This is a genomic window from Streptomyces sp. HP-A2021, assembly GCF_022807935.1.
In the GTDB taxonomy this organism is placed as follows: domain Bacteria; phylum Actinomycetota; class Actinomycetes; order Streptomycetales; family Streptomycetaceae; genus Streptomyces; species Streptomyces afghaniensis.
This window is the reverse complement of the sequence record NZ_CP094344.1, coordinates 5,728,865-5,750,926: the sequence shown is the minus strand read 5'-3', so window position 1 is coordinate 5,750,926 and position 22,062 is coordinate 5,728,865. Positions and strand designations below refer to the sequence as shown.

At 71.0% G+C, this 22,062-nt stretch carries 19 protein-coding genes and 1 tRNA gene; 4 read left to right on the top strand and 16 right to left on the bottom strand.

Translation table 11 applies throughout. The features are described from left to right. Nucleotides 1–32: 32 nt before the first annotated feature. Nucleotides 33–2,240 carry an MMPL family transporter gene (locus MQE23_RS26115; RefSeq protein ID WP_243380451.1) on the bottom strand — a complete coding sequence of 736 codons (2,208 nt, stop codon included), beginning with the start codon at nucleotides 2,238–2,240 and terminating at the stop codon, nucleotides 33–35. Nucleotides 2,241–2,344: 104 nt separating this feature from the next. Beyond that, nucleotides 2,345–2,944 (bottom strand): TetR/AcrR family transcriptional regulator, encoded by a 600-nt coding sequence (locus MQE23_RS26110; protein WP_037667970.1) that lies wholly within the window; start codon nucleotides 2,942–2,944, stop codon nucleotides 2,345–2,347. 166 nt (nucleotides 2,945–3,110) lie between these two features. On the opposite strand from MQE23_RS26110, the gene MQE23_RS26105 reads away from it, so the two are divergent. Then, nucleotides 3,111–6,341: a S41 family peptidase gene (locus tag MQE23_RS26105; RefSeq protein WP_243380450.1), complete on the top strand. Its 3,231-nt coding sequence runs from the start codon at nucleotides 3,111–3,113 to the stop codon at nucleotides 6,339–6,341. A 66-nt stretch (nucleotides 6,342–6,407) separates the two neighbouring features. Here the strand turns inward: MQE23_RS26105 and MQE23_RS26100 are convergent, their stop codons facing one another. From MQE23_RS26100 to MQE23_RS26085, 4 genes are all read right to left on the bottom strand, one after another. After that, entirely contained in the window at nucleotides 6,408–6,623 is a 216-nt protein-coding gene (locus MQE23_RS26100; protein WP_037667968.1) for a hypothetical protein, read from the bottom strand. A gap of 76 nt (nucleotides 6,624–6,699) precedes the next feature. Further along, nucleotides 6,700–7,584: an SDR family oxidoreductase gene (locus MQE23_RS26095; RefSeq protein WP_037667967.1), complete on the bottom strand. Its 885-nt coding sequence runs from the start codon at nucleotides 7,582–7,584 to the stop codon at nucleotides 6,700–6,702. Beyond that, on the bottom strand, nucleotides 7,581–8,516 hold the full coding sequence (locus MQE23_RS26090) for an alpha/beta hydrolase (RefSeq protein ID WP_243380449.1): 936 nt from the start codon (nucleotides 8,514–8,516) through the stop codon (nucleotides 7,581–7,583). The genes MQE23_RS26095 and MQE23_RS26090 overlap by 4 nt, the downstream gene beginning before the upstream one ends. Beyond that, nucleotides 8,513–10,045, bottom strand: coding sequence for an NAD(P)/FAD-dependent oxidoreductase (locus MQE23_RS26085; protein WP_037667965.1), 1,533 nt, complete (start codon nucleotides 10,043–10,045; stop codon nucleotides 8,513–8,515). The genes MQE23_RS26090 and MQE23_RS26085 overlap by 4 nt, the downstream gene beginning before the upstream one ends. Nucleotides 10,046–10,175: 130 nt before the next feature. Here MQE23_RS26085 and MQE23_RS26080 point away from each other — a divergent pair, with 130 nt between their 5' ends. Next, nucleotides 10,176–10,817: a MerR family transcriptional regulator gene (locus MQE23_RS26080; RefSeq protein ID WP_020271244.1), complete on the top strand. Its 642-nt coding sequence runs from the start codon at nucleotides 10,176–10,178 to the stop codon at nucleotides 10,815–10,817. Here the strand turns inward: MQE23_RS26080 and MQE23_RS26075 are convergent. Beyond that, nucleotides 10,814–11,617: an exodeoxyribonuclease III gene (locus MQE23_RS26075; protein WP_243380448.1), complete on the bottom strand. Its 804-nt coding sequence runs from the start codon at nucleotides 11,615–11,617 to the stop codon at nucleotides 10,814–10,816. The two genes, MQE23_RS26080 and MQE23_RS26075, sit on opposite strands and share 4 nt — an antisense overlap. Nucleotides 11,618–11,677: 60 nt before the next feature. On the opposite strand from MQE23_RS26075, the gene MQE23_RS26070 reads away from it, so the two are divergent. Further along, a complete protein-coding gene (locus MQE23_RS26070) occupies nucleotides 11,678–12,154 on the top strand; it encodes a GNAT family N-acetyltransferase (protein ID WP_243380447.1) in 477 nt (158 codons plus the stop codon). A 16-nt stretch (nucleotides 12,155–12,170) separates the two neighbouring features. On the opposite strand, the gene MQE23_RS26065 is transcribed toward MQE23_RS26070, so the two are convergent. The 8 genes from MQE23_RS26065 to galU form a co-directional block, all read right to left on the bottom strand. Beyond that, nucleotides 12,171–12,617 (bottom strand): hypothetical protein, encoded by a 447-nt coding sequence (locus MQE23_RS26065; RefSeq protein WP_020276512.1) that lies wholly within the window; start codon nucleotides 12,615–12,617, stop codon nucleotides 12,171–12,173. Nucleotides 12,618–12,768: 151 nt separating this feature from the next. After that, nucleotides 12,769–12,842: transfer RNA gene (locus MQE23_RS26060), tRNA-Ala, on the bottom strand. 83 nt (nucleotides 12,843–12,925) lie between these two features. Continuing rightward, nucleotides 12,926–14,137 (bottom strand): gephyrin-like molybdotransferase receptor GlpR, encoded by a 1,212-nt coding sequence (glpR, locus tag MQE23_RS26055; protein ID WP_243380446.1) that lies wholly within the window; start codon nucleotides 14,135–14,137, stop codon nucleotides 12,926–12,928. A 172-nt stretch (nucleotides 14,138–14,309) separates the two neighbouring features. Continuing rightward, on the bottom strand, nucleotides 14,310–14,927 hold the full coding sequence (locus tag MQE23_RS26050; protein ID WP_020276510.1) for a GNAT family protein: 618 nt from the start codon (nucleotides 14,925–14,927) through the stop codon (nucleotides 14,310–14,312). 26 nt (nucleotides 14,928–14,953) lie between these two features. Then, on the bottom strand, nucleotides 14,954–15,454 hold the full coding sequence (locus MQE23_RS26045) for a MogA/MoaB family molybdenum cofactor biosynthesis protein (RefSeq protein ID WP_020276509.1): 501 nt from the start codon (nucleotides 15,452–15,454) through the stop codon (nucleotides 14,954–14,956). Continuing rightward, complete coding sequence (moaC, locus tag MQE23_RS26040) at nucleotides 15,451–15,945, bottom strand: cyclic pyranopterin monophosphate synthase MoaC (RefSeq protein ID WP_243380445.1); 495 nt, start codon at nucleotides 15,943–15,945, stop codon at nucleotides 15,451–15,453. The genes MQE23_RS26045 and moaC overlap by 4 nt, the downstream gene beginning before the upstream one ends. A 62-nt stretch (nucleotides 15,946–16,007) precedes the next feature. Continuing rightward, a complete protein-coding gene (gene glp / locus MQE23_RS26035) occupies nucleotides 16,008–17,345 on the bottom strand; it encodes a gephyrin-like molybdotransferase Glp (RefSeq protein ID WP_243380444.1) in 1,338 nt (445 codons plus the stop codon). A gap of 4 nt (nucleotides 17,346–17,349) precedes the next feature. Beyond that, nucleotides 17,350–18,252 carry a UTP--glucose-1-phosphate uridylyltransferase GalU gene (gene galU, locus MQE23_RS26030; protein WP_037673004.1) on the bottom strand — a complete coding sequence of 301 codons (903 nt, stop codon included), beginning with the start codon at nucleotides 18,250–18,252 and terminating at the stop codon, nucleotides 17,350–17,352. Nucleotides 18,253–18,345: 93 nt separating this feature from the next. Here galU and MQE23_RS26025 point away from each other — a divergent pair, with 93 nt between their 5' ends. Next, complete coding sequence (locus MQE23_RS26025) at nucleotides 18,346–18,969, top strand: 5-formyltetrahydrofolate cyclo-ligase (RefSeq protein WP_243380443.1); 624 nt, start codon at nucleotides 18,346–18,348, stop codon at nucleotides 18,967–18,969. Between the two features lie 60 nt (nucleotides 18,970–19,029). On the opposite strand, the gene MQE23_RS26020 is transcribed toward MQE23_RS26025, so the two are convergent. Then, nucleotides 19,030–21,849: a penicillin acylase family protein gene (locus tag MQE23_RS26020; protein ID WP_243380442.1), complete on the bottom strand. Its 2,820-nt coding sequence runs from the start codon at nucleotides 21,847–21,849 to the stop codon at nucleotides 19,030–19,032. Nucleotides 21,850–22,062: the final 213 nt, after the last annotated feature.

Sequence of the window (22,062 nt, the reverse complement as noted above, 5' to 3'; positions counted from 1 at the left end):
GAGCCCTCACCGGCCGGTTTCCCAGGGTGCCGTCAGGCGCGTACCAGCTCCCTGTCCTGGTCCCCGCGGTCGGCGTCCGTGCGCAGGCCCTCGCCCTCGACGTCCACGTTGGGCAGGGCCCGGTCCAGCCACTTGGGCAGCCACCAGGCCTTGCGGCCGAGGAGGGCCAGGACGGCCGGGACGATGGCCATGCGGACGATGAACGCGTCGAAGAAGACCGCGATCGCGAGGCCGAAGCCGATCATCTTGACCATCGACTCGGACGAGCCGATGAAGCCGGCGAAGACCGCCATCATGATGACCGCCGCGGCCGTCACCACCCGGGCGCCGTGCCGGAAGCCCGTCACGACCGCCTGGCCGGCCTTCTCGCCGTGGACGTAGGCCTCCCGCATCCGGGTCACCAGGAAGACCTCGTAGTCCATGGCCAGGCCGAAGACCACGCCCACCATGAAGATCGGCATCATCGACATGACCGGGCCGGTCTGCTCGACGCCCATCAGGTTCGCCAGCCAGCCCCACTGGAAGACCGCGACGACCGCGCCGAGGGCCGCCATCACCGACAGGAGGAAGCCGAGGGCCGCCTTCAGCGGGACGAGGATCGAGCGGAACACCACGATCAGCAGGAGGAAGGCCAGGCCGACCACCAGGACCAGGTAGGGGATCAGGGCGTCGTTGAGCTTCTCACTGACGTCGATGTTCATCGCGGTCTGGCCCGTGACCAGCACGTTCGCGTCCGAGTCGGCCTTGATCCCGGCGCCCTTGTCCCGGATGGAGTGGACCAGGTCCTCGGTCGCGACCGACGAGGGCTTGGAGTCCGGGATGACGGTGATCGTCGCCGTGTCACCGGCCTTGTTGGGCGCCGGCGGCGTGACCGTGACGACGTCCTTGAGGCCCTTGATCTCGTCGCCGACCTGCGTGAAGGCCGCCTTCGGGTCGTCGCTGTGCTGCGCGTCGACCACGACCATCAGCGGACCGTTGAAGCCCGGCCCGAAGCCCTCGGAGAGGAGGTCGTAGGCGCGGCGCTGCGTGGTGGACGTGGGCTGGGAGCCGTCGTCCGGCAGGCCCAGTTCCAGGCTCGCCGCCGGGACGGCCGCCGCGCCGAGGCCGATGACGCCGAACAGCAGCACCGCGACCGGGCGGCGGACGACGAAGCTCGCCCAGCGCGTGCCCAGGTTCGGCTTCGCAGGCCTCTCCTGCTTCTTGGAGCGGCCGAGCAGCTTGCCCTTCTCCCCCGCCGGCTTCACCCTCCGGCCCGCGTATCCGAGCAGCGCCGGGATCATGGTCAGGGCGATCAGCACCGCGATGGCCACCGTGCCCGCCGCCGCGACGCCCATCTTCGTGAGCATCGGGATGTTGACGACGGACAGGCCCACCAGGGCGATCACGACCGTGAGGCCGGCGAAGACCACCGCGGAGCCCGCCGTTCCGACGGCCCGGCCGGCCGCCTCCTCGCGCTCGCGGCCCTCGGCGAGTTCGGCCCGGTAGCGGGAGACGATGAACAGCGCGTAGTCGATGCCGACCGCGAGGCCGATCATCATCGCGAGGGTGGTGGTTGTCGAGCCGAGGTCCAGCGCACTGGCCAGGGCCGTGATCGTGGAGACGCCGATGCCCACGCCGACGAGTGCCGTCAGCAGCGGCAGGCCGGCCGCGACCAGCGAGCCGAAGGTGATGACGAGGACGACCGCGGCGACGGCGATGCCGATGATCTCGGTGGTGCCGGTGTGCGGGACCGTCTGGAGCGCGTCACCGCCGATCTCGACGGTCAGCCCGGCCTTCCGCGCGTCCTGCGCGGAGTCCTCCAGTGCGTCGCGGGAGGAGTCCTCCAGCTCCATGCCGGAGACCTTGTACGACACCTGCGCGTACGCGACCGTGCCGTCCTTGCTGACGGCCTTCGCCTGGTACGGGTCGGTGACGCGGACGACCTCGGAGCCGTCGGAGAGTTCCTTGACGGTCTCCTGGACGGTCGCCTTGTTGCCCGGGTCGGTCATCTTCTCGCCGCTCGGCGCCTTGAAGACGACGCGTGCGGTGGCTCCGTCGGCGCTCGTGCCGGGGAAGCGCTGTTCCAGCAGGTCGAAGGCCTTCTGAGCCTCGGTGCCGGGAATGGAGAAGGAACTGTTGCCCGCGGCGGGGGCACTGGCCGCGCCGACACCGGCGAGGGTCAGCAGCGCCACCCACAGCAGGGCGACGAAATGCCGCCGCCGGAACGACATCCGGCCGATCTTGTAGAGGAATGTGGCCACGAGGGCGTACTCCCGGTCAGGTCGTTGGGTTGGTTCTGGGCAGGGCTGATCAGCCCGACGACGTGAGCGGTGACGTCAGGTGGGGATGTGACTGAGGGGGTTTGTCAGTCGACGGGAATGCCGAGGGCGGGGAGGACCACGGCGTCGATGTACGAGGTGAGGAACGCCTGCGTGGGCGGCTGGTCGTCGATCAGGGTGCGCGTGGCGAAGGCGCCGACGAGCATGTGCACGATGTAGTCCAGCGCCGGGCGGCCGGCCTCGACCTCACCGCGGTCGACTGCTCTTTGCACCACCCGGTGGAACTCCTCCATCTCGGGCTCGATGAGCAGTTCCTTGAAGGCCTGGAGCAGGTCCGGGTTGCTGTGCACCGCCATGAACAGACCGCGCATCAGCGCGGCGTTCTGCTGCATGGTGCAGTCGTCCTCACGCGTGGTGAGGGCGTGCAGGTCACCCCGCAGCGATCCGGTGTCGACGTCGGCGATGTTGCCCGGCTTGTTGTGCCGGATCGCCTTCGCCACCAGCTCCGGCTTGCCGCCCCACTGGCGGTAGAGCGTCGCCTTGCTGGATCGCGTGCGGGCTGCCACGGCGTCCATGGTGAGGGCGTCGTAGCCGACCTCGCGGAGCAGTTCGAGCACGGCCGCGTACAGCTCGGCCTCACGCTCGGGGGTGATCCGACTGCGACGCGTGGTGGCGACCTCAGCCATCTCGCTCACCTTCCTGCTCCGAACGACACGGTTTCGTACATCACGAAGGTAGCGCATCCCATATGGAAACGAAACCGTTTCGTACGTGTGCTGAGTCACGGCCGAGTTCACGGTATCCGGTTTGTCTTGACTTGCTGCACTCCGTCCCCCGGCAAAGCATGAAGAGGTGACCTATCTGCGTCTGCCGCATCTCCATGACGACCTGCTCTGCTTCGTGGCCGAGGACGACCTCTGGCTCGCCCCGGTGGACAGCCCCGGCCGCGCCTGGCGGCTCACCGTCGACCGCACCAAGGTGGGCCACCCCCGCTTCTCGCCCGACGGCCGGCACCTGGCGTACACGAGCTGGCGCAGCCTGGTGCCCGAGGTCCATCTCGCGCCGGTGGACGGCGGCCCGGCCCGGCAGGTGAGCCACTGGGGCAGCGCCGACACCCGGGTCTGCGGCTGGACCCCGGACGGCGAGATCCTGGCCGTGGCCTCGCACGGCGAGCCCTTCTCGTACTTCACCTGGGCCTACAAGGTCTCCCCCGAGGGCGACCCGGGGCGCAAGCTGCCCTGGGGGCCGGTCGCCGACATCCAGGTCGCCGACCTGGACGGGGAGCGCAAGTCGCTGCTCCTCACCGGCACCCCGCCGCACGAACCGGCCGCCTGGAAGCGCTACCGGGGCGGGGCCATGGGCAGGCTGTGGCTGCACGGCGAACGGCTGCTCGAAGGCCTCGGCGGCCATCTGCACTCCCCCATGTTCGTCGGCGGCAGGATCGCCTTCCTCTCCGACCACGAGGGCGTCGGAAACCTCTACTCGTGCGCGTACGACGGCTCCGACCTGCGCCGGCACACCGACCACGACGCCTTCTACGCCCGGCACGCCGCCAGCGACGGCACCCGGGTGGTGTACCAGTGCGCGGGCGACCTGTGGCTGGTCGACGACCTGTCACCGGACTCCGAGCCGCGCCGGCTGGACGTACGGCTGAGCGGGCCGCGCGCGGGGCGGCGCCCGTACCAGGTGGCCGCGGCCCAGCACATCGACGGGATCTCCGTCGACGAGACCGGGCGGGCGAGCGCGGTCGTCGTACGCGGCAGCCTCTACTGGCTCACCCACCGGGACGGCCCGGCCCGCACCCTCACCGATACCCCGGGCGTCCGGGTGCGGATGCCGGAGATGCTCGGCGGGAGCGGGCGGGTGGCGTACGTGACGGACACGGAGGGCGAGGACGCGATCGAGATCGCCTCCCTGCCCCGGGCGAGCGGCGACCGCGGGCCGCGGCGGCTGGCCTCGGGCGCGCTGGGCCGGGTACGGGAGCTCGTGTCCGATCCGGAGGGCGAGCGGCTCGCGGTCGCCTCGCACGACGGACGGCTGCTGCTGGTGGACGTGGCCGAGGAGTCCGACGGCGAGGTCACCGAGCTGATCCGGTCGATCAACGGGCCCGTGCGGGATCTCGCGTTCTCCCCGGACGGGGCATGGCTGACCTGGTCACATCCGGGCATCGGGCGGACCCTGCGGCAGATCAAGATCGCCAGGATCAAGGACAAGTTCGTCCTGGACGTCACCAACGGCCGTTTCGAGGACGAGAACCCGGTCTTCACACGCGACGGCCGCTACCTCGCCTTCCTCTCCTGGCGCGGCTTCGACCCCGTCTACGACGTCCACACCGGCGACCTGTCCTTCCCCCTGGGTTGCCGCCCGTACCTCGTCCCGCTGTCCTCCGCGACGCCCTCCCCGTTCGCGGTGAACCCCGAGGGCCGCCCGGCCGCCGGGGGCCTGGATCCGGTGGAGGACGAGGAGAACGGGGAGAGCGGGGCGGTGACCGTCGAGGTCGAAGGGCTGGAGAGCCGGGTCACACCGTTCCCGGTGGCCGCCTCCAAGTACTCGGCACTGCACCCGGTGGCGGGCGGCGGGCTGGTGTGGCTGCGCTGGCCGATCTCGGGCGCGCTGGGTGAGACGTTCGCGAACCCGGACGACACCAGCGGCCGGCCGACCCTGGAGCACTTCGGCATCACCAAGGCCAAGAAGTCCGAACTCGCCGTACACCTGGACTTCTTCGCGGTCAGCGGCGACGGCACCCGGCTGGTCGTCGTCGACGAGGGCGAGCTGCGCGCGGTGCCCGCGACCGAACCCGGCGACCTGGACACGACGGTGTGGATCGACGCGCGCCGCATCCTGCACGTGGTCGACCCGGCCGCTCAGTGGCGGCAGGCGTACGAGGAGGCCGGGCGGCTGATCCGGGCGTACTTCTGGGAGCCGGACATGTGCGGCATCGACTGGGACGGGGTGCTGGAGCAGTACCGTCCGCTGGTCGAACGGGTCGCCTCCCCGGACGAGTTCGCCGACCTGCTGCGCGAGGTGCTGGGCGAGCTCGGCACCTCCCACGCCTACGTCACCGCCGCCCGGCGCAACGAGGGCCCGCCGCACTACCAGCGCCGGCAGGGCCTGCTGGGCGCCAACTTCGTACGCCGGGACGGCGGCTGGACGGTCAGGCGGATCCTGCCCGGCGACTCCTCCGACTCCAAGGCCCGCTCCCCGCTGGCCGGTACGGGCATCCGCGAGGGAGCGATCCTGACCCATGTCGACGGCCGCCCGGTGGATCCGGACGCGGGCCCGTATCCGCTGCTGGCGGGCGCGGGCGGTACGACGGTGGAGCTGACCTTCTCGCCGGCGGAGGGCGAGGGCCCGCCCCGGCGGGTCGCCGTCGTCCCGCTCGTCGACGAGCGGCCGCTGCGCTACCAGGACTGGGTGGCCAAACGCCGGTCCGTCGTGCGGGAGTTGAGCGGCGGTCGGTGCGGTTACCTGCACATCCCGGACATGGGCGGTTCTGGCTGGGCGCAGTTCAACCGCGACCTGCGCATGGAGGTGTCCCGGCCCGCGCTGATCGTGGACGTGCGCGGCAACGCCGGCGGTCACATCAGTGAGCTGGTCATCGAGACGCTGAGCCGCACGATCCTGGGCTGGGACCTGACCCGCGACGCCCAGCCCGTGTCGTACACCTCGAACGCGCCGCGGGGCCCGGTGGTGGCCCTGGCGGACGAGGCGACCTCGTCCGACGGCGACATGATCACCGCCGCGTTCAAGCTGCTGAAGCTGGGCCCGGTGGTGGGGCAGCGCACCTGGGGCGGTGTGGTCGGCATGACCGGCCGGCACGAGCTGGGGGACGGCACGGTCATCACGGTGCCGATGAACGCGGCCTGGTTCGACGCCTACGGCTGGTCGGTGGAGAACAAGGGCGTCGCCCCCGACATCGACGTCCTGCGCACCCCGCTGGACTGGGCGGAGGGCCGCCACGCCCAGCTGACCGACGCCGTGGAGCTGGCGCTCGGGCTGCTGGAGACCAACCCGCCGGCCAAACCGCCGACCTACAGCGACGTACCGGACCACTCCCGTCCGAAGCTGCCGCCCAGGAGGTGAGGAGGGCACCAGGGCGTGAGGAAGGGGTGCCCCGCGCGAGGCACCCCTTCCGTTCAGCACGCAACGTCAGGCGTCGTAGTCCTGGTCGAAGCGGTCCTCCTGCTCGCGCTCCCGCTCCCGCTCACGCTCGCGCTGCGAGGGCTGCGAGGGGTGCGAGGGGTCCATGTCCTCGTCACGCCGGCGACCGCGGCCCTGCATCTGCTCACGGGCCTGGTCGGCCTTCTGCTTGGCCTGGTTCTGCCACTGCTCGGACTTCTCCTGGAACTGGTCCTTCATACCCATGTGGGTTCACTCCCGTTGGGGGTGAGGGGATCTGGCTCGACCAGATTCACACGAGCGGTGACGCTGCGCATGTCGATCACTTACGGAGCGTAGCCCGCTGCTGCTCATCGGCCGCTCCGCCCGCCCCGACGAGGCCCGTGCGCATGCCCGTCAGCCGGTCCGCGAACCGCCGCATCTCGCGCTGGCCCACCGTCCCGATGACCCCGGGCAGATATCCGCGCACGCCCTGCATGCCGCGCAGCCACCACTGCCCGTAGACATGGCTCGACCGGCGCTCGATCCCGGCCACCAGCCGGTCCACCGCCGGGCCGAGCGGATACGTCTTGTTGGACGGCCAGGGCAGCCGCTGCCGCAACTCCCGCATGACGTCGTCCTGGTCGGCCCCGCGCACCATGTCGGTGTCGGTCCACGACAGATACCCGACGCCGACCTTCACACCACGGTGCCCGACCTCGGCGCGCAGACTGTGCGCGTACGCCTCCACACCGGACTTGGACGCGCAGTACGCGGTCATCATCGGCGCGGGGGTGATCGCCGCGAGGGACGCGATCTGGAGCAGATAGCCGCGGCTCTCCAGCAGCATCGGCAGGAAGGCGCGGCCGGTCACCGCCGAGCCGACCAGGTTGACCTCGATCACCCGCCGCCAGGACACCGGGTCGGAGTCGGCGAACGGACCGCCCGTGGCGACACCGGCGTTGGCGACGACGATGTCGACCCGGCCGAAGCGCTCCTCGACCTCCTGCGCGACCCGGGCCATCGCCTCGTGGTCGGTGACGTCGGCGTGCCAATGGTCGCTGTCGCTGTGCAGCCGCCCGGAGACCTCCTTGAGCGCGTCCGGTTCGAGCCCGACCAGCGCGATCTTCACGCCGCGCGCGGAGAGCTTACGGGCCAGCAACTCCCCGACGCCGCGCGCCGCCCCGGTCACCACGGCGACCCTGCCCTCGAGGTTCACCCTGCTCATGCGCTCTCCTCGGATACGACCTGGATGTGTGCCTGGATGTGTGTCTGGACGAGTTCACGTATCTTGCCGGTGACCAGCTCGGGCGCCTCGACCGGCGTCATGTGGCCGATGCCGGGCAGCTCGGTGAGCCCGGTGCAGTGCGGCAGCGCGGCGGCCAGGGCCCGGGCGTGCACGGGCGGGGTCAGCCGGTCCGCCGTACCGGCCACCACGGCCGTGGGCATATCCAGCGCCCGTACGGCGTGGTCCAGGTCGAGCAGGTCCAGCACGTGCGACCAGGCGTAGCGGACCTTGCGGGGGCAGGCGTGCACGATGCGGGCACAGGCCTCGACCATGTCCGGGGCCGAACCCGGGCCCATCGTCGCGTACTTGAGGATCCGGCGGGCCAGGGGCGTGACCGGGCCGAGCGGTGCCCGGGAGCCGAGGACCCTCCGGGTCAGCCAGGTCCGCAGCCGCCCGGGCCGCAGGGGGACGACGGTGGCGGCCGCGACCAGCTGCGAACTGCCCGTGCTGCACAGCAGGACGGCGGCGGTGTGCTCGCGGAAGGCGGTTCTCCCGGAGGCCGCCATCACGGTCATGCCGCCCATGGAGTGCCCGGCGATCACGGCCTGTTCGCCGGGCGCGAGGGTGGCTTCGAGTACGGCTTCCAGGTCGTCGGCGAGGGCGTCGGTGGTGCACGCGGGGCTGGCGGGGCTGCGTCCGTGGCCGCGCTGGTCGTAGGCGATGACCCGGTGGTCGGCGGCGAGGTCGCGGATCTGGGCCGCCCAGAAGGCGGTGGAGCAGGTCCAGCCGTGGGCGAGGACGACGGCGGGGGCTGTGCCGGGCCCGTGGATCTCGACGTGCAGCCGGGCGCCGTCGGCGGAGACGGCGGTCAGTTCGCGCGCGGGGGCGGGCGGGGCGTAGGGCCCGGAGTCGACGGGCAGGAGGCGGCTCACGCGTCCGCCCCGGCCTTCTGCCCGGCGGCCTTCTCGGTCTCCGCCACGGGGGCCCGCAGGACGTCGTACTCCGCGAGGTCCACCCGCCGCGTCGCCCGCCGGAACTCGGCTGTCGTACCGGGCCAGATGGTGGTGTTGCGGCCGCTCGCGTCGAGGTACCAGCTGGTGCAGCCGCCGGTGTTCCACACGGTCCGCTTCATGCGCTCCTGGACCCGGTGGTTCCAGGAGCGTACGGCGTCCGGCCGGGCGTCCAGGGCGACGCGGCCGCCGAGGACGTCGACCTGGCGGACGAAGTCGGCCAGGTAGTTCAACTGGGACTCGATCATGAGGATCATCGAGGAGTTCCCGAGGCCGGTGTTGGGCCCGATGATCGTCATCCAGTTGGGGAACCCGGCGGCACAGGCGCCGCGCAGGGCCTCCATGCCGCCCTTCCAGCTCTCGGCGAGGGTCCGCCCGTCGGCGCCCACGACCCGCTCGGCGATGGGCATGTCGGTGACGTGGAACCCGGTGCCGAAGACGATCGCGTCCACCTCGGCCTCACTGCCGTCTGCGGCGACGAGGGTCGAGCCGCGGACCTCGGCCAGCCCGCTCGCGACCACGTCCACATTCGGCTGCGCGAGCGCCGGGTAGTACTCGCTGGACAGCAGGATCCGCTTGCAGCCGATGCGGTAGTCGGGGGTGAGCTTCGCCCGCAGGGCCGGGTCCTTGATGGCGCGGGCCATGTTGCGCTTGGCCAGCTGCTCGACGAAGCCGAGCTCGTTCGGGCGCTTGGTGAACGCCTGGACCTGCAACTCCCGGATGCCCCACAGCAGTCCGCGGCGCAGCTGCGAGGTGAAGGGCAGCTGCCGGTGGAGCCACCGCTCGGCGTCGCTGATGGCCCGGTCGACGCGGGGCATCACCCACGGTGGGGTGCGCTGGAAGAGGGTGAGCCGTGACACCTCGGGCTGCACGGCCGGCACGATCTGGATGGCCGAGGCGCCGGTCCCCACCATCGCGACGCGCTTGCCGCGCAGGTCGTAGTCGTGGTCCCAGCGGGCCGAGTGGAAGACCTTGCCCGGGAAGGAGTCCAGCCCGGGGATGTCCGGGACCTTCGGGTCGGACAGCGGCCCGGTGGCGGAGACGACGATGTCCGCCGACAGGCTCCCGCTGCTGGTCTCGATGTCCCAGCACAGCCGCTCGGCGTTCCAGGTCATCCGCTTCACCTCCGAGTCGAAGCGGATGTGCGGCCGCAGCCGGAAGGTGTCGGTCACGTGCTCCAGGTAGGCGCGGATGTGCTCCTGCCCGGAGAAGGTGCGCGGCCAGTCGGGGTTGGGCGCGAAGGAGAACGAGTACAGATGCGACGGCACGTCACACGCGCATCCCGGGTAGCTGTTGTCCCGCCAGGTTCCGCCGACGCTGCTCGCCCGCTCCAGGACGACGAAGTCGGTGACGCCCTCGCGGCGCAGCCGCACGGCGGCCCCCAGCCCGCCGAACCCGGACCCGACCACCGCGACCCGCACATGCTCGCGTTCGTGTTCGCGTTCGCCCATGCCGACACCTCCACACACCACGAGAACCATGCCAGTGAACACTGGCGCAATGGGAGAGTAGGGCAGTGGCGTACTGATGGGTAGGGGGCGGTCGAGGAAAGTAACCCTCGGTACGCCTTAAGGTGCCCAGGTGGCCGAGAAGCGTGAATACCGCATGGAAGAGCTGGCCCGCCTGGCCGGGATCACGGTGCGCACCCTGCGTTTCTACCGCGAACGCAAGCTGATCCCGCCGCCTCGCCGGGAAGGCCGTATCGCCTGGTACGACGACCATCACCTGAACCGGCTGCGCACGATCACGGCCCTGCTGGAACGCGGCCACACCCTCAGCGGCATCGCGGAGCTGGCGGAGGCCTTCGACCACGGCCGGGACGTCGGCGACCTGCTCGGCGTCGGCGCCCCCACCGAGGAGGAGCCGGTCCACCTCACCCCCGAGGAGCTCGCCGACCACTTCGCGGGCGAGGCGACCCCCGAGAACCTCGCCGCCGCGATGGAGCTCGGCTACCTCGGCACCGACGGCGACGAGATCGTCCACATCAGCCGCCGCCTCCTGGACGTCTCCTCGGCCCTGGTGCGCGAGGGCATCCCCCTCGCGGAGGTGCTCAGCGCGGCCAAGCAGGTCCGCAGCCACGCCGACGCCCTGGCCGAACTCTTCACCGGCCTGGTCCTGCGCCACGCCTCCGAGGCCGACCTGCCCCGCCTGCGCCCGCTGGCCCGCAGCGTGGTGGAGGCGGAGCTGTCACTGGCCATGGACCGCAGGATGCGCAGGTCCTAGCGGTCGTAGACGACGGTCACCGGCGCATGGTCGGACCACCGCTCCGCATGCGTCGCCGCCCGCTCCACGAACCCCTTGACCGCCCGCCCGGCGAGCCCCGGGGTGGCCACGTGATAGTCGATCCGCCAGCCGGTGTCGTTGTCGAAAGCCCGCCCCCGGTACGACCACCACGAGTACGGCCCCTCGGTGTCCGGGTGCAGGGCGCGTACGACGTCGACGTACCCGCCGTCCGCGGGATCGAGGACCTGGGACAGCCACTCCCGCTCCTCGGGCAGGAACCCGGAGTTCTTGGTGTTGCCGCGCCAGTTCTTCAGGTCTGCCTGCTGGTGGGCGATGTTCCAGTCGCCGCAGACCAGCACTTCGCGCCCCTCGGCGGCGGCCCGCTCCCGGAGCCCCTTCAGATGGGCGAGGAACTCACCCATGAAGCGCTCCTTCTCGTCCTGCCGCTCGGTCCCGACCTCACCCGAGGGCAGATACAGGGAAGCGACGGTGACCCCCGGCAGATCGGCCTCCACATACCGCCCGCTGCCGTCGAACTCGGACGACCCGAAACCGACCTGGACCCGGTCGGGCTCACGCCGGCTGTACAGGGACACCCCGGCCCGCCCCTTCGCGGCGGCCGGCGCGTGCACCACGTGCCAGCCCTCGGGGTCCCGGACGTGCTCCGGCAACTGCTCCGGCTCGGCCCGCACCTCCTGAAGACACAGCACGTCGGCGTCGGTCTGCGCGAGCCACTCCACGAAGCCCTTCTTCGCGGCGGCACGCAGTCCATTCACATTCACAGAGGTCACAGTGAGCACCCCGGCACGATACCGGCACACTGGACGAGGTCCAGTTCCGGATCGAATACGGTAGCCGTCATGCAGATACGCCGGGTCTCCTTCGACCACCCCGACGCCGTGAAGCTGAACGACCAGGTCCAGGCCGAGTACGCCGTCCGCTACGGGGACGACGGCGACGCGACGGTCATGGCCGCGTCGGACTTCAAGCCGCCGAACGGCATCTACCTGATCGCGTACGACGAGCTCGGCACCCCCGTCGCCTCGGGCGGCTGGCGCGCTCAGGACGCGAACGACGAAGGAAACCTGGACGGGGACGCCGAGGTCAAGCGCATGTACGTGATCGAGCAGATGCGCGGTCGGGGCCTGGCCCGGCGCATCCTGGCCGCCCTGGAGGAGGACGCCCGCGAGGCCGGCCGCATCCGCATGGTCCTGGAGACCGGCCTCAAGCAGCCGGAGGCCATCGCCCTGTACACGTCCAGCGGCTACGAGCCGTGCGCCAAGTTCGGCTACTACCGGCACTACGAGTCGAGCCGCTGCTTCGCGAAGCGACTCTGACCTGGCTGACGGGGGCTCAGCGTCCGCCTCGTCCGTGGCCCTTGTCACGGAGCGCGTGCTGTCCGCGTCGCCGCCACCACTCGGCCACCGAGCCTGTCTCGCCGCGCCGGTGCGGCGGCACCAGCGCCTTCGGCCAGTTGAACCAGGCGATCGTCACGTGCAGCACCAGCCAGCAGAACGAGGCCAGCAGGAAGAACGCGCCGACGTCGACCACGGCGGGTCCCGCGCCGTCCGAGGCGGCGGTGGCGGCGGCGATGCTGATCGTCATGCAGACCAGCCAGGCGGCGAAGGCGACGATGCCGCGTTCGTGCCCCCGTCCGACCGACGGGTTCAGCGAGTACCCGAACACCATGTCGGGGGCCCGGCCGGAGCCGGTCCAGTGCAGCCATGCCGCCCGGACGAAACACAGGTCCGCCCCGCCCAGGAGGACGGCGGCGACGATGTCGGGAACGAGGTCTGCCACAGCGCCTCCGCGGCGAGCGCACCAGCCGGATACCCCAGTATCCGAGGTGAGATCGTCAAGAAGATCCACGGCGAGACCAAGCTTGGGCAAGCATGTGGTGCTGAACATACGTCAGAGCCCGGTCGGTTTCCCGACCGGGCTCTGAGCTGCGTGGACCTGAGGGGATTTGAACCCCTGGCCCCCTCGATGCGAACGAGGTGCGCTACCGGACTGCGCCACAGGCCCTTGCAACGAGTGAAACTTTAGCACCCCGATCGGCCTGCTTGGAAATCCGTTCCCGAGGGGCGGTCACCTGCGGCTTCGTGGGGCTACTCGTTGGCGGCCCGGGGCCGGCCCCCGTCCTCGTACTGGTCGAACAGCGGCGTGCGGCCACGCTCCCGGGCCCGCCGTGCGGAGGCCGCGCGGCGGGCGTCACTGCGCCCGCCGCCGTCCGCCCTGTCCTGCGTGCGGGCGTCCGCGTCGCCGGGGTCCGCGCTGTCGGCGGGGGCCGTGGCGTCCTCGCGGTCCGGGGTGACGGTGCTCGACCGCGCCGAGCTCCAGGTGTCGGGGGCTTGGAGGTCCACGTCGCCGGCGGCCCGGGGCGCGACGGGTGCGGTCACATAGGTCGGCAGGGGCACCGGCACCGGCTCCCAGCTGTCGCCCTGCCCCGGCCGCCGCTGCCGCTCGCGCTGCTGGTCGACCCACTCGGCGTGGTCGGTCTGCTCGACGAGGGCGCGCCGGTCCGCGGCGAGGGCGGACAGGCCGGGGTCGGTCGCCGGCTCGGGTCCCTCCTCCGGTTCGTCGGCCTCGGTGGAGGCGCGCCGGCGGGGCTGCCGCTGGCGCTCCCGCAGCCGCTGGGCCGCGGCCTCGGCCCGGCGGCGGTCCATCTGGTAGGCGAAGCGGCGGCGCTCCTGGGAGCGCAGGTACGCGATGTACACGCTGAGCATGACGGCGGGCACACCGGGCGCCCACAGGAACGCGAGCCCCCCGACCGCGGCGACGATCGCGCCGAGGGTGAAGGCGAGGAACAGCATGGTGGTGGTGCGCCGACGGCGCGCGAGCACCTTCGAGCGCCGGGCCCGCGCTGCGGCCGCCTGGTTCGCCTGGTTCGCCTGGTTCGCCTGGTTTGTCCGGGGGGCCGCGCCGCGCCGGGCGGCGGGCACCTGCCCCCGTCCGCGTTCGGCGCTCGCCGGGCTCGGTCCGGGTGCCGGGCGGGCCGGCTGCTCGGGGGCGGGCGACGGTACCGGCGCCTGGGTCTGCGGACGCGTCTTGGACACGGCGAAGGCCCGGACGTCCACCGAGTCGGTGACGGCGTCCAGGGCGTCGGCGTCCTGCTCCCCCTCCTCGGTGGAGCGCGCCTGCAGGTCCTTGGCGTACCGGCGCTCCATGGCCGCCTTTCCGGACAGAAGCCGGATGGCGGTGCTGAAGCGTTCCGTCGGACGGGCCTCGTTCAGCTCGTCCTGCCTACGGAGCCACATCGGCACCAAGTAGGCGGCCCAGGCCCCGACAATGACTGCGTAGATGAGGCCGCTGCTGCTCACGCCTCACACGGTAGAGGGGTTTGCGTGAGGCCATCTGCCAATTGAGCCGGTGTGTCGCACGATCTGGCTGATATTTCGAACTTTTTTTGTGACCGATGCGATCAGCAGACCGTCCAGGCCGGGAATTCATTGCCCTGAGACGGTCAGCAGACGATCAATTTCGAACATGTATTCAATTTCCGGGGTGCTGCCGGATTCCCGGATTACTCTGCGATCGTGCCCGGTGCCAGCGCCTCAGCAACCCGTCGGGCACCTCTTCCGCCGTGAGCGCGAAGACCAGGTGGTCGCGCCAGGCCCCGTCGATGTGGAGATAACGCGGCCGGAGCCCCTCCTCACGGAATCCGAGTTTCTCCACGACCCGGCGGCTGGGCCCGTTCTCGGGGCGAATGCAGACCTCGATGCGGTGCAGCCCGACCGTGCGGAAACAGTGGTCCACGACGAGCGCCACCGCCGTCGGCATCACCCCACGGCCGGCCACCCCCTCGTCCACCCAGTAGCCGACATGCCCCGAGCACATCGAGCCCCAGGTGATTCCGGCCACGGTCAACTGCCCCACCAGCCGCCCCTGGTACTCGATGACGAACGGCAGCATCCGGCCCGCGTTCGCCTCCGACCTGAGGTGGCGGACCATCTGGCGGAAGGTCGGGCGGTGTGCCATCGGCCCGCCGGGCGCGGGCGGCGGAATGGTCGCCTCCCAGGGGCGCAGCCAGTCGCGGTTGCGCCGGTTGACCTCGCGCCATGCCCGCTGGTCGCGCAGCTTTATCGGCCTGAGGACGATGTCGCCGTCCACCAGCTCGACGGGCCAGGATGGGCTGTTCAGCTCGCACCCCCACTGCCGGGTCTGGGGTGGTCACCGCCGCGGAGCTGCTCGACGGCGTGGACCAGCAGCGGCTCCAGGACGGCCAGGCCGTCCTTCACGCCGCCGCTGGAGCCGGGCAGGTTGACGATCAGCGTGCCGCCCGCCACTCCGGCCAGGCCCCGGGAGAGCGCCGCGGTCGGCACCTTCTCCCGGCCGAACGCCCGGATGGCCTCGGCGATGCCCGGCACCTCGTGGTCGATCACGCGGCGGGTCGCCTCCGGGGTGCGGTCCGTGGGCGAGATGCCCGTGCCGCCGGTGGTGACGATGACGTCGTAGCCGGTCTCGACACCGGCGCGCAGGGCCGCCTCCACGGGGTCGCCGTCGGGGACGACCTGGGGGCCGTCGACCTCGAAGCCGAAGCCCCTGAGGCCGTGCGCGATCAGCGGGCCGCCCTTGTCCTCGTAGATCCCGGCGGCGGCCCGGTTGGAGGCGGTGACGACGAGAGCGCGGTACGTCATGCCCGGCTCCAGTCGCCCGACTTGCCGCCCGTCTTCTCCTCCACCCGTACGTCCGTGATGACCGCTCCCTTGTCGACCGCCTTGACCATGTCGATCACGGTGAGCGCGGCGACGGAGACCGCGGTGAGGGCCTCCATCTCGACGCCCGTGCGGTCCGTCGTCTTCACCGTGGCCAGGATCTCCACCGCGTCGTCCGCGACCGACAAGTCCAGTTTCACACCGGACAGCGCCAAGGGGTGACAGAGCGGGATCAGGTCCGGGGTGCGTTTGGCGCCCATGATCCCGGCGATCCGCGCGGTGGCGAGGGCGTCGCCCTTGGGAACGCCCTCACCGCGCAGCAGTTCGATCACGCGGGGCGAGACGAGAACCCGTCCGCTGGCTCGGGCGGTGCGGGCGGTCACGTCCTTCTCGGACACGTCGACCATGCGGGCGGCACCCGCCTCGTCGATGTGCGTCAGGCGGTCCTGCGTAGGGGGGTCCTGCATGCTCATGCTGTGTGGCGCTCCCGGTCCGGGCCTGCTGTGCGCGACACGGTACCCCCAACCAGCGCCTCTCAGCCGAGCAGGACCACCTCGACCTCGGTGCCGGGCTCGACGGACTCGGTGTCCTCGGGGACGACGATCAGCGCGTCGGCGTGGGCGAGGGCCGCGATCAGGTGGGACCCGGCGCCGCCGACCGGGATGACCCGCCCGTCGGCGTACGTACCGCGCAGGAACTGGCGGCGGCCCTTCGGCGAGGTCAGCGCCTTGTCCGCGGTCAGGGTCGCCCGGGTCGTCGGCCGGTGGACGTCCTGAAGGCCCATGAGGGCGCGGATCGCGGGGCGGACGAACAGTTCGAAGGAGACGTACGACGACACCGGGTTGCCGGGCAGGGCCAGCAGCGGGGTGTGGTCGGGGCCGATGGAGCCGAAGCCCTGGGGCTTGCCGGGCTGCATGGCGAGCTTGCGGAACTCGATGCCGCTGCCCGCCTCGTCCTCGTCGGCGACGTGGGACAAAGCCTCCTTGACGACGTCGTAGGCACCGACGCTCACGCCGCCGGTGGTGACCACCAGGTCGGCGCGGACCAGCTGGTCCTCGATGGTGGAGCGCAGGGTCTCGGCGTCATCGGCGACGGCGCCCACGCGGTAGGCGATGGCGCCGGCGTCGCGGGCGGCGGCGGTGAGGGCGAAGCTGTTGGAGTCGTAGATCTGACCGGCGCCCAGTTCCGTGTCGGGCTGGACGAGTTCGCTGCCGGTGGAGAGCACCACCACGCGCGGGCGCGGGCGCACCCGGACCGTGCCCCGGCCGATCGCGGCGAGCAGGGCGATCTGGGGCGGGCCGAGGATCGTGCCGGCCTCCAGGGCGCGGTCGCCGGCCTTCACGTCACTGCCTTTCGCGCGCACGTGCGCACGTGCCTCGGCCGGGCGGTACACCTGCACGTGCCCGGTCGCGCCCTCGGGGCCGAGGCTGCGGGCGCGCATGCCGCGCACCGCGCCCTCGCCGAGCCCGCCGTCGGTCCACTCGACGGGCACGACCGTCTCGGCGCCGGGCGGCAGTGGAGCGCCGGTCATGATGCGGGCGGCCTGGCCGGGGCCCACGTGGAGCAGCTCGGCCTGGCCGGCGGCGACGTCCCCGACGACCTCCAGGGCCGCCGGGTACTCCTCGCTCGCGCCCGCCACGTCCGCGACCCGCACCGCGTAGCCGTCCATCGAGCTGTTGTCGAAGGGCGGCAGGGACACCGGCACCGTGACGTCCTCGACGAGGACGCAGCCCTGGGCGTCGAGCAGATGCAGCTCGATGGGTTCCAGGGGGCGGACGGTGGCGAGGATGTCCTCCAGGTGCTCCTCCACCGACCAGAGGTGGTCGGGGCCGGAGTGGTCCTGGCCGGTGACGCGGGGCGCGGCGCTGCTCAACGTGCTACATCTCCTCGGCTACGTAACTGCGAAGCCAGGTCCGGAAGTCCGGGCCCAGGTCTTCACGTTCGCACGCGAGTCGGACAATGGCACGCAGGTAGTCGCCGCGGTCGCCGGTGTCATAGCGGCGGCCCTTGAAGACGACGCCGTGCACCGGGCCGCCGATCTTCTCGTCCTCCGCGAGTTGCTGGAGGGCGTCCGTGAGCTGGATCTCGCCGCCGCGGCCCGGCTCGGTCTTGCGCAGTATGTCGAAGATGTGCGGGTCGAGGACGTAGCGGCCGATGATCGCGTAGTTGGACGGGGCGTCGGCCGGGTCGGGCTTCTCGACCAGGCCGCTGACCTTGACGACGTCGCTGTCCTCGGTGGTCTCGACGGCCGCGCAGCCGTAGAGGTGGATCTGCTCCGGGGCGACCTCCATGAGCGCGATGACGCTGCCGCCGCGCTGCTCCTGGACCTCGACCATGCGCTGGAGCAGGGGGTCGCGGGGGTCGATGAGGTCGTCGCCGAGGAGAACGGCGAAGGGCTCGTCCCCCACGTGCGGGGCGGCGCACAGGACGGCGTGGCCGAGGCCCTTGGGGTCGCCCTGGCGGACGTAGTGCATCGTCGCGAGGTCGCTGGACTCCTGCACCTTGGCGAGGCGACCGGCGTCGCCCTTCTTCTGAAGCGCCGACTCCAGCTCGTAGTTGCGGTCGAAGTGGTCCTCGAGGGGGCGCTTGTTGCGGCCCGTCACCATGAGGACGTCGTCGAGACCCGCGGCGACGGCCTCCTCGACCACGTACTGGATCGCCGGCTTGTCGACGACCGGCAGCATCTCCTTGGGAGTGGCTTTGGTGGCCGGCAGGAACCGGGTGCCGAGGCCTGCTGCTGGAATGACAGCCTTGCTGATCCGAGGGTGCGACTGAGTCATGCCCGCCACCTTATCCGGTGCCTTTGCATGGAATCTGCGGCTCCGGTTCATAGGCGCTCATATGAGCGTATTGCAACGGTACGGGAGCAACCTTTGAGTCACATCGGACGTCCGGGCGAGCCTGACAAGCGGAGTTTGCGGCGCGAGTTCCTCGCGGTGAGGAACAGGTTGACGGCGGATGACCTGCGGGAGACGTCGGCCGCGCTGGCCGGGCGGGCGCTGGAGCTGCCCGAGTTGGCGCGGGCCGGCACGGTGGCGGCGTATGTCTCCGTGGGGAGCGAACCGGGGACGCTCGCGCTCCTGGACGCGTTGTGCGCCCGGGGGGTACGCGTCCTGCTGCCGGCCCTGCTGCCCGACAACGACCTGGACTGGGGCGTCTACGAGGGCGAGGGCTCGCTCGCGCGCGTCCAACACGGCGGCAGGATGGCCCTCTTCGAGCCGGCGGGCGAGCGCCTCGGGCCGGACGCCGTGACCACCGCCGACGCCGTGCTGCTGCCGGGGCTGGCGGTCGACGCGCGCGGGATGCGGCTGGGGCGCGGCGGAGGTTCGTACGACCGTGTGCTGGCGCGGCTGGAGCGGGCGGGTGCGCGTCCCGCGCTGGTGGTGCTGTTGTACGACTCGGAGGTGGTCGAGCACGTCCCCGAGGAGCCGCACGACCGGCCGGTGCACGCGGTGGTGACGCCGTCGGGGGTGCGGCGGTTCGGGCCGGAGACCTGACGCGGAAGCGGCCCTCCACGCGTGCGTGGAGGGCCGCTTTCGGATTCCGGGGTCAGCGGCTCACGGCTTGAGCACCAGCTTGTCCTGCGTGCCGTCCTCGACCGCCTTGTCCGAGAAGGACCACGGGAGCAGTTCGCCGTCGGCCCACTTGTCCGTCTGGTCGACGTAGTGGGCGCTGTAGGCGTGCCCGGAGGCGCCGCTGAGGTTGATCCAGCGGGACTTGTCGAGGTCGCCGAGGTTCACGACCATCCGCATGGACGGCACCCACACCACGCCGTAGCCGCCGGCCGCGTTCCAGCCGGTCGCATTGACGGTGGCCTCGCCGCCGCTGAGCTCCCAGGGGCCGCGGTTGAGGGCGTACTGGACGAAACCGGGGCCCTCGGTGCCGAGGGTCTGGTTCTTCAGGAACAGGCGGTGCAGCCGGCCCCAGGTCCAGGTGTCGATGTCCTTGCCGAGCTTGGCGGTCAGCTCCCAGCGGGCGTCGATCATCGCGCGCCTGAACAGCTGGTCGCGGTTGACGGCGCCGGGGCGGGTGCCCGCCTTGGGCGTCTTCCACCAGTCGCTGTCCGGCTGGTCCATCAGCTTGCGGACCACCTCGAACCAGCGGTCGCCGCCGTCGGGCTGCGCCTGGTCGGGGTCGCGCTCGCCGCACTCGCGGACGTCCTCCGCCTCGTCGGCGGGCCCGGTGGTGTTGACCGGCTTCACCCACAGGCACTGGCCCTTGACCCGCAGCTCCTTGGGCAGCTTGTTGCCGAAGGCGAGCTTGAGGATGTTGCGCCAGACCGCGTTGAAGTAGGCGGCGGCCGCCGAGTCGGCGTCCTGGGTGTAGTCCCAGCCCTCCAGCAGCTTCTGTGCCTCGCGGACGTCCTTGTTCTCGGGGTCGATCTTGAGCAGCGTGGGCACCAGCAGCCGGGCGATCTCGCTGCTGTTGTCCAGCTGCATCTGGCGCATGTCGTCCGTGGAGACCTTGCCGCCGTCCTTGATCTTCGACTGGATCAGGTCGGTGATCCGCTGGCTGCGCGTGCCGTAGCCCCAGTCCTTGGTGAGCGTGTAGGGGTACTTGTCCGGGTCGATCACGGCCTGGTTGGCGGTGACGATGTAGCCGCGGTCCGGGTTGTACTCGTACGGCAGCTCGTCCTGCTCGATGTAGCCGGTCCAGCGGTACTTGGGGTCCCAGCCGGGCGCCGGGACGGAGCCGTCGTCGTCCTGGGAGCGCTTCGGGATCCTGCCCGGCAGGGTGTAGCCGATGTTGTCCTCGGTGTCCGCGTAGACGAGGTTCTGCGAGGGCACGTCGAACAGGGCGGCGGCCTTGCGGAAGTCGGTCCAGTTCTTCGCCCGGTCCATGGCGAAGACGGCGTCCATGGTGGTGCCCGGCTGGAGCGCGGTCCAGCGCAGCGCGACGCCGTAGCCGTCGCCTCTGTCGGGTGCGGCGGTGTCGACGGTGGCCTTCCTGCCGACCTTCACGAGCTCCTTGGCCCGGTCGGACAGCAGGGGCCCGTTGTTGGTCTCGCGGACGACGATCTTCCTGGGCGAGCCGCCGGCGACCTTGATGGTCTCCTCGCGCGTCTCGAAGGGCTTGACCTTGCCGTCGTACAGGTAGCCGTCGCCGGTGATCTTCTCCAGGTAGAGGTCCGTGACGTCGACGCCGGAGTTGGTCATGCCCCAGGCGATGTCCTGGTTGTGACCGATTATCACGCCGGGCATGCCGGCGAAGGTGTAGCCGCTGACGTCGTACTGGCACGCGCTGGAGATGCTGCGGCAGTGCAGGCCCATCTGGTACCAGACGGACGGCAGCGAGGGCGACAGATGCGGGTCGTTGGCCAGCAGCGGCTTGCCGGTGATGGTGTGCGTCCCGCGGACGACCCAGGAGTTGGAGCCGATGCCGTCGCCGTTCACGCCGACGGCCGGCGGGAGGTCGCTCAGGGCATCGCTGAGGCCGGTGAGCTGGCTGTCCAGGTTCGAGGTGCCGGAGGCGGTTCCCGAGGCGCCGGAGGCCGTGCCCGCGGTGCCCGCCGTGCCGGCTGCGGTGCCGCCGGTTCCGCCTGTGCCCGTGCCGCCGGCACCGGTGCCTGTGCCTGTGCCGCTCGTGCCGCCCTGTTCGAACGCGCCCGTCAGCTCGTCGTACTGGCCGTCCTGGACGATCGCCTTGTTCCGGCTGTATGGGTACTGCGGGTACAGCTCGGCGATCTGCTTCGGGCCGAGGCGGCTGGTGAGCAGGGCGCGGTCGATCTCGTCCTGCATGTTGCTGCGCAGGTCCCAGGCCATCGCCTTCAGCCAGGAGATCGAGTCGACCGGGGTCCACTTCTGCGGCTTGTAGTCGTTGGTGAACCCGAGCGCCGCGTACTCCAGGGAGATGTCCTTGCCGTCCTTGCCCTGGAGGTAGGCGTTGACCCCCTCGGCGTAGGCCTGGAGGTACTTCTTCGTGGCGGCCGACAGCTTGGTGTCGTACTCCTGCTTGGCGACGCGCTCCCAGCCGAGCGTGCGCAGGAACTCGTCGTTGTCGACCTGGCTCTTGCCGAACATCTCCGACAGCCGGCCGGCCGCCATGTGACGGCGTACGTCCATCTCGTAGAACCGGTCCTGCGCCTGGACGAAGCCCTGCGCCATGAACAGGTCCGCGTCGGAGGAGGCGTAGATCTGCGGGATGCCGTAGTTGTCGCGTTTGACCTCGACGGGTCCCGAGAGGCCCTTGAGCGTGAGGGAGCCCTTGGTCTGCGGGAAGGAGGCCCGGACGGTGCTGACGGTCCAGTACCCCCCGAAGCCGACGCCCCCGATGAGGGCCAGCACCAGGACGAGCACGATCAGGCGGGCTTTGCGCCCCTTTCTCCTGCCGGACTTGGCGGGCTGCTGACCCGTGGAGGCGGTGGTGTTGGGGGGCATCGCTGTCCTTGCTGTCCTAACGCGAGCGGCAGGTTCGGCTGTGCTTTTAACTGAGCGCTGGAGCAACGATAGGCGCAGGGCCCTGCGCCCCTTGACGCGGAGTCCGGAACCGGCACGTACGGACGTTCGATCACACCCTCGGAAGCGTCAAGAAATCGTCAAGAGTTAGGTAAGGTAACGAAGTAGTTGGCGCGATGCGCCACAGCTTCATGT